General features: G+C 51.1%; 8 protein-coding genes. 2 read left to right on the forward strand and 6 right to left on the reverse strand.

Annotated elements, in window-relative coordinates; translation table 11 throughout:
* Position 1: 1 nt before the first annotated feature.
* The 6 genes from OCV58_RS08890 to OCV58_RS08915 form a co-directional block, all read right to left on the reverse strand.
* Entirely contained in the window at positions 2 to 703 is a 702-nt protein-coding gene (locus OCV58_RS08890) for a response regulator transcription factor (protein ID WP_154877621.1), read from the reverse strand.
* A gap of 1 nt (position 704) precedes the next feature.
* A complete protein-coding gene (locus OCV58_RS08895; RefSeq protein WP_267312870.1) occupies positions 705 to 2,189 on the reverse strand; it encodes a sensor histidine kinase in 1,485 nt (494 codons plus the stop codon).
* A gap of 158 nt (positions 2,190 to 2,347) precedes the next feature.
* Entirely contained in the window at positions 2,348 to 2,941 is a 594-nt protein-coding gene (locus tag OCV58_RS08900; RefSeq protein WP_154877623.1) for a sugar O-acetyltransferase, read from the reverse strand.
* A gap of 21 nt (positions 2,942 to 2,962) precedes the next feature.
* Complete coding sequence (locus OCV58_RS08905) at positions 2,963 to 3,814, reverse strand: polysaccharide deacetylase family protein (protein ID WP_107196605.1); 852 nt, start codon at positions 3,812 to 3,814, stop codon at positions 2,963 to 2,965.
* A 193-nt stretch (positions 3,815 to 4,007) separates the two neighbouring features.
* Positions 4,008 to 4,784 carry a HesA/MoeB/ThiF family protein gene (locus OCV58_RS08910; protein ID WP_154877624.1) on the reverse strand — a complete coding sequence of 259 codons (777 nt, stop codon included), beginning with the start codon at positions 4,782 to 4,784 and terminating at the stop codon, positions 4,008 to 4,010.
* 20 nt (positions 4,785 to 4,804) lie between these two features.
* Entirely contained in the window at positions 4,805 to 5,194 is a 390-nt protein-coding gene (locus tag OCV58_RS08915; protein ID WP_087478466.1) for an ASCH domain-containing protein, read from the reverse strand.
* Positions 5,195 to 5,600: 406 nt separating this feature from the next.
* Between OCV58_RS08915 and OCV58_RS08920 the strand changes: the two genes are divergently transcribed.
* Positions 5,601 to 5,744 (forward strand): hypothetical protein, encoded by a 144-nt coding sequence (locus OCV58_RS08920; protein ID WP_162860319.1) that lies wholly within the window; start codon positions 5,601 to 5,603, stop codon positions 5,742 to 5,744.
* Positions 5,741 to 6,142, forward strand: coding sequence for a type II toxin-antitoxin system death-on-curing family toxin (locus tag OCV58_RS08925; protein WP_095628666.1), 402 nt, complete (start codon positions 5,741 to 5,743; stop codon positions 6,140 to 6,142). The genes OCV58_RS08920 and OCV58_RS08925 overlap by 4 nt, the downstream gene beginning before the upstream one ends.
* The last annotated feature ends 226 nt before the right edge of the window (positions 6,143 to 6,368 follow it).

Raw genomic sequence — 6,368 nt, forward strand, 5'->3', positions numbered from 1 at the left:
CCTATCCTTCGGCAAAACGGTATCCTGCGCCCCATACGGTTTCAATATAGATGGGCTGCGTCGGATCAGGCTCTATCTTTTCACGGATGCGGTTGATATGAACCATGACCGTCGCCGTATCGCCGGCGGCATCCAAGCCCCAAACCCGGTCAAAAATCCGCTCGCGGCTGAATACGATGCCCGGATGCTTAGCTAAAAAGGCCAGCAGCTCGAATTCCCGGTTGGTCAAAAAGGCTTCCTTGCCCTGGGAAAAGACGCGGTGCTTTTTTAAATGGATTTCCAGCTCGCCGACCTTGAGGACATCCTCGTCCTTCGGTGCGGCGCCGGCGCGGCTCGTCAGCCGTTCATACCGGCTGATATGAGCCTTGACCCGGGCCACCAGCTCGCTGGGGCTGAAGGGCTTGCTGATATAGTCGTCGGCTCCCAGTCCCAGGCCACGGATCTTGTCGATATCTTCCCGCTTGGCCGACACCATGAGAATGGGAACGTCTTTCTGCGCCCGTATTTCCCGGCAGACCTGAAAGCCGTCCATGCGCGGCAGCATAATATCCAATAAAATTAGATTATATTCATCAGCTAACGCTTTTTCCAAGCCGGTCACGCCGTCTCCGGCAATATCGACTTCAAAATCGTTTGCTTCCAGGTAATCCCGCTCTAACTCCGTAATTTCCTTATTGTCTTCAATGATCAAAATGCGCTTCATGTTACTCCTCCTTTGCAATGGGCAGGCGCATGGAAATCGTCAGGCCGCCGCCTTTCGTTTCCTCTGCCCAAATCGAGCCGTGCAGCGATTCGATAATCTGCTTGGCAATCGCTAGTCCCAGGCCGCTGCCCTTCTTTACGTCCGTACGGGCCGCGTCGGTGCGGTAAAAGCTGTCGAACAATTTCGGCAAGCTTTCTGCAGGCACGCCGACACCGTGGTCGACAAAGGAAACAACGACGGATTCGCCCTCTTCGGCAATGACGATGTCTACGTCGGCCTGGGGCGTCGTCTTATATTTTACGCAGTTCGTCAGCAGGTTTTCCACGACCCGCCGGAATTGGTTCCTGTCTATAGCCACGGCCGCCGTGCTTTTATCTCCCCGAAGCGTCAGCGTCACGCCCTGCTCGGCCAGCGCCATAGCCGTCTCGCCGATGACGTCTTCAAAATACCGGTATATGGGCACGACTTCCAGAGAAAAGGGAATCCGTCCCAGATCCAGCTTGGAAAACAGAAACAGGCTGTCTACGAGCCGCTCCATAGCGCAGGCCGTGTCGTAAATTTTATCGATATATTGGCGCTGCTTTTCCGGCGTCCGGGCAATGCCCTCGCGAATGCCGCTGGCATAGCCCTTCAGCAGCGTAAGAGGCGTCGCCAAATCATGAGAAATACCGGCGATTAATTCCTTGCGGTTCTGCTCGTACTTCTGCCGTTCTTCCCGCACCTTCCGCAGTTCCTTGCGCATGTCGTCAAAATCGCGGCACGTCTGGCCCAGCTCATCCTGCGCCGGCACGACGAGGGGATACTCAAAATTGCCCTGCTGAATTTCCGCCGCAGCCTTCCGCAGTTCTGCCAGCGGCTCGATAATCTGCCGCGACAGGAGGCGCGACAAATACAGGCCCAGCCAGATGATGACGATGATGGAAAGAACGAGGACGGCAAACAGCACGATTTCCAGCACATCTTCCAAGGCGTCGTCGGCATCGTACGACGTGACGAAGGGCATCTGTCCGGCCGCCCATATGACCGTGTCGCGGCGGGGCGAAGAATAAATAAAGGCAAAGTCCTCGTTATTCCACGACATGGCCGAGGCGGCGTTTCCGCACTGTTTTTGAACCAAATACCGTATGTCGTCTTCATCAGCCCCGTCGGTGATATACAGCAGGCGGCCATCGGCGACGATGACGGTCTGTATGCCGTGTTTTTCCAAAATCAGGCATTCTTCAAACACGTCTTCCAGCTTCAGCGAATCTTCGCTCTCTACCTTCATGCGCAGGGAGCTCACGGCATAGGAAATCGACATGGACGATCCCTTTTCCGGCCACAGCAGGGCCAGCTCGCTCTGCCGCACCGTGCCGGTAAACTGCAGTCCGGCAAAGATGACGCCCCCTAAAATCGTCAGCCACACGACGGGAATGAATACCATGAGGAAATTCGTCAGCATCATCCGTTTCCGCAGCGAAATATCCCGTATCTTCAGCAAAATCATCCCTCCCCATGTATCGATACGTTTTCATTTTATATTATACTCTACATTCTTTAAATATTTCTAAAATTTATAAAAAGATTCCTCCAGCAACAGGCAAAAACACCTGACATGGCCTAACAGACCGATATCAGGTGTTTTTATATTTCCGTATATATTTGTCAGATGCCTCCAGCGCCGTACAAGGCGGCGTCGGCCGCGGTAATCGGACGAACAGGCCGGCAGGGATTGCCGACAGCGACGACATTGTCGGGAATATCGTGAACGACGACGCTGCCGCCGCCGATGACGACGTTGCTGCCGATCGTCACGCCAGGCATGACCTGCACGCCTGCCCCGATCCACACGTCGTGTCCTACCGTAATGGGATAGGCGTATTCCAGCCCTTGATTCCGCAGCCCTGCGTCGATGGGATGGCCGGCCGTATAAAAGCCGCAGTTCGGCGCGATAAAGACATTATCGCCGAATACGACCTTATTGGCGTCCAGGATCACGCAGTTGTGGTTGGCAAAAAAATGGTCGCCGATTTCGATATTATACCCGTAGTCGCACCAAAAGGGCGGCAATATCGAAAAGGAAGCCCCAGTCTTTCCCAATAAGGACCGCAGGATGCGTTCCTGCTCCGCCGCTTCCGACGGACGCAGCTGGTTAAAGGTATAGCATAAGTCCTTTGCCCTCATCCGTTCTGCCAGCAGTTCTTCGTCATAATTGGCGTCATACAGCATCCGGCGGAGCATCTTCTCTTTTTCCGTCATCGTCTTCCCGTCTCTCCTTTGCTACGGCTCGGGAACAAAGACCGCCAAGGACCTCGTCGCTTCCCTGGCTTCCAGCCCTTTATGCAGGCGCCACAGCCACGAGCTCAATGTACTGAAATTCAGGCGGAAATAGAAATGGCCGAAGCTGTCGGGCCCTTCAAAAAAGGGAACCCGGGCCAAATCGAAGTGGTCGTCCCAGGGAAAATCCCGCCCCGTTTCTACAGTAAAGCCGTACTCATACCCGGCCGCCCGCGTCTCTTCCATGACCATGTCGTCAAACTCCCCTTCGGGAAAGGCGATATACTTGCAGGGCTTCTGCAAATGGGATTCTATGGCCGCCTTGGATTCCCGCAGCTCCGTCCGCACGCCCTGGCGGTCAAAGCTGGTCAAGGGCTTGTGACTCATCGTATGGGAGCCGAATTCCATGCCGTTCCGCCCCATTTCCTGTACCTGGGCCCACGTCAGATATCCCGGCGTCTCCATCAAATCGACGATGAGAAAAATCGTCCCCGTAAGGCCGTATTTCTTCATGATAGGATAGGCATGCTCATAGTTGTCGACATACCCGTCGTCAAAGGTAATCATGACCGGACGGTCGGGCAGGCTGCCCTCGCCGCGCATATAGGCGGCGAACTGGTCCTGCGTAATCGCATGATAATCGTGGTCGTGAAGGTACTTCATCTGTTCTTCAAAATCTGCCGGCGTCATCGTCAGCACCGTTTGAAACTTGTCGTTTACCTGATGATAATTCAGGACAGGAACGCCGGTCAGCAAATAATTTGTCGAGCCGAAAAACCAAAACAACCCTATGCCTGCTACCAGGACGGCCCCGGTCAGCGCCAGGCCGGCAAGCCAAGATACGATTTTTTTCATCGCCACGATCTCCCTTGATGCGTACTCTAATCATTGCCTAATAGAATAGCACATTTGACCTGATGACGCAAGAATAGAATCCAGAACAGCGCAGCCCTTGCGTCTTCCCTTCCCAACGGCTGCCAACGGCAGAAATTCCATGTCTTCGCCTATCACTCCTGTGAAAAGGAAATTTTCTTCGCAACATCAGCCGCTACAGCGCCGTAATCGTCGGATGATCCCCGCAGACGGCGCAGTCTGGATTCTGCGGAAAAGGCACCCTGCGGAAGGTCATGGTCAGGGCGTCGTAGGTCAGGAGCGTCCCCGTCAGCAATTCGCCGACGCCGGTAATATACTTAATCGCTTCCGTCGCCTGTATCGTCCCGATCGTGCCGGCCGCAGCGCCCAATATACCGACGTCCTTCGCCGTCGGCACGTCGCCGGGAGCCGGCTCTTCCTCGAAGATGCAGCGATAGCACGGCCCCTGGCCCGGCACGTAGGTTAGGACCTGCCCGTGATACGCCACGACGCCGGCGTGGGAAAAGGGCTTCTGCAGCAGGACGCAGGCGTCGTTGATGAGGAACTTAGCCGAGAAATTATCCGTCCCGTCGATGATGAAATCGTAATCCTTATCGTTGATAATGTCGGCAATATTGCTCCGCGTCGCCTCTTCGCAGTACGGCACGACTGTCACGCCGCCGTTCAGCTCCTGCAGCCGCCGCTGCGCTGACAAGGCCTTCTCCGTGCCGACAGCCGGCTCTGAATGAAGAATCTGCCGCTGCAAATTAGACACATCGACGACGTCGCCGTCGACAATCCCCAGCGTCCCCACACCGGCCGCCGCCAAATACAAGGCAATAGGCGACCCCAGCCCGCCGGCGCCGATGAGCAATACCTTGCTTTCCCATAATTTCCGTTGTCCTTCTTCGCCGATACCGGCCAAAGCCATATTGCGGGCGTATCTATCCCGTTGTTCCACTGTCAGTTTCATATAAACTATCCTTCCAGCTTTTATTCCACATCGCGGCATATCCCCTCATCTATCCAAAGAGAATAGGCCGTATCAAAATCAATAAAATGGTCTGTCCCCGTTTCATACAACACGGTGATTTTCTCATCCGGTACGTCAAATAAATGGATTTTTCCCTTTACAGGAAACGGAGCGATCGGCACGACCTCTGGATCAAAATGCCACGCATACTTTCGATTTCCGCCCGTAATATGTACTAAATTGACAATGCATAAGGCATACCCTCTGGGAAATTGAGGCCCGTCATTATATTGCGAAGCACAAATTAACAGCAGCCCTCTGTAAGGTGTACTCCATGACCGATATTCAATATGCTTTTCGCCTGCAGCAATCAGTGTCGCATAATACGGATGCAGCGATAAGGCTTTCATGTCTCTCATCTCCCCGTTCCTTCGCCATACACATACCATTATCGCAACTAGGCCTATATTACTTGATATTATACCATACCCTTAGGGGAACGCCATGACAAAATCTATGGAACCAGCCATCAGCGTCAGCATTTTGTTCTTGAATATTCCTCTTTCAACCATCATTTTTCCAAATTCTCGCTTCTTTTTCTTGCATAATACACAAGGTTTCTTATCTATAAGATACCACGACGTCAACCGCTAATTACCCATGATATGCAAGTTATCTTCTTCATTATTCTCTTCCATTATGTACAAATTTATTGTAATATGACATTATAATATGCTAAAAGAAGGTTTCAATGGAGCGTTCTGAATTTAATAAACTATTCGAAATCAGTGAAAGTACAGTAAAACGAGGAGCATTATGATGAATGTACAACAAACTAAACAAGAAAAGAAAATACTTACTAGCCAGACCAGCCAGGAAATTAAAGAAAAAATCCGCAAGGCATCTGAACTGATGATGCAGCGGAATTACCAAGCATATAAGGATTTGGAAAACAAATGAGTACTGAAAAAGATACAATCGCAATCATTCTAGACGATGTATTGGCTTTTCATAAACAAATGGAAAAAAACTTTGTCATGGATAAAGGCATTCATGACATGGGACTATTAGAATCTGCTGTCAGCACGCCGTTTCAAACATTCGGCGGTCAGGAATTATATCCCTCTCTTCTAGATAAAGCAGCCCGTCTTTGTTATGGTCTGGCGAAAAATCATCCTTTCCGCGACGGCAACAAACGTTCTGCGGTTCACAGTATGTTGGTCTTTCTGTACATCAATGAGATAGAATTAGAGTATACCCAGCTTGAACTTGAAGAAATGATTATCGCTGTCGCTGATAATCGCATGTCTAGCGATGAATTAAAAGATTGGATTGAAAAAAGAATACAAAAGAAATAATCATCAATTGCCGTCGTGAACGATCATCCGGCAGCTTAAAGTGATTATGACCTACAGCGGAGCTCATAAATTACGTTGCAGATGTATTGAGAGGTAATCCCCTATGGATGATGCAATCGAAAATATCAAGATGTAGGTTTGACGAAATCGACTATGTGAAGCTTTTTCTGTAAATAACTGCCAGGTATAGGTCTTCTATGATACAATCTAAATCATAGGAGGCTTA

The organism is Megasphaera stantonii (assembly GCF_025567065.1).
In the GTDB taxonomy this organism is placed as follows: domain Bacteria; phylum Bacillota; class Negativicutes; order Veillonellales; family Megasphaeraceae; genus Megasphaera; species Megasphaera stantonii.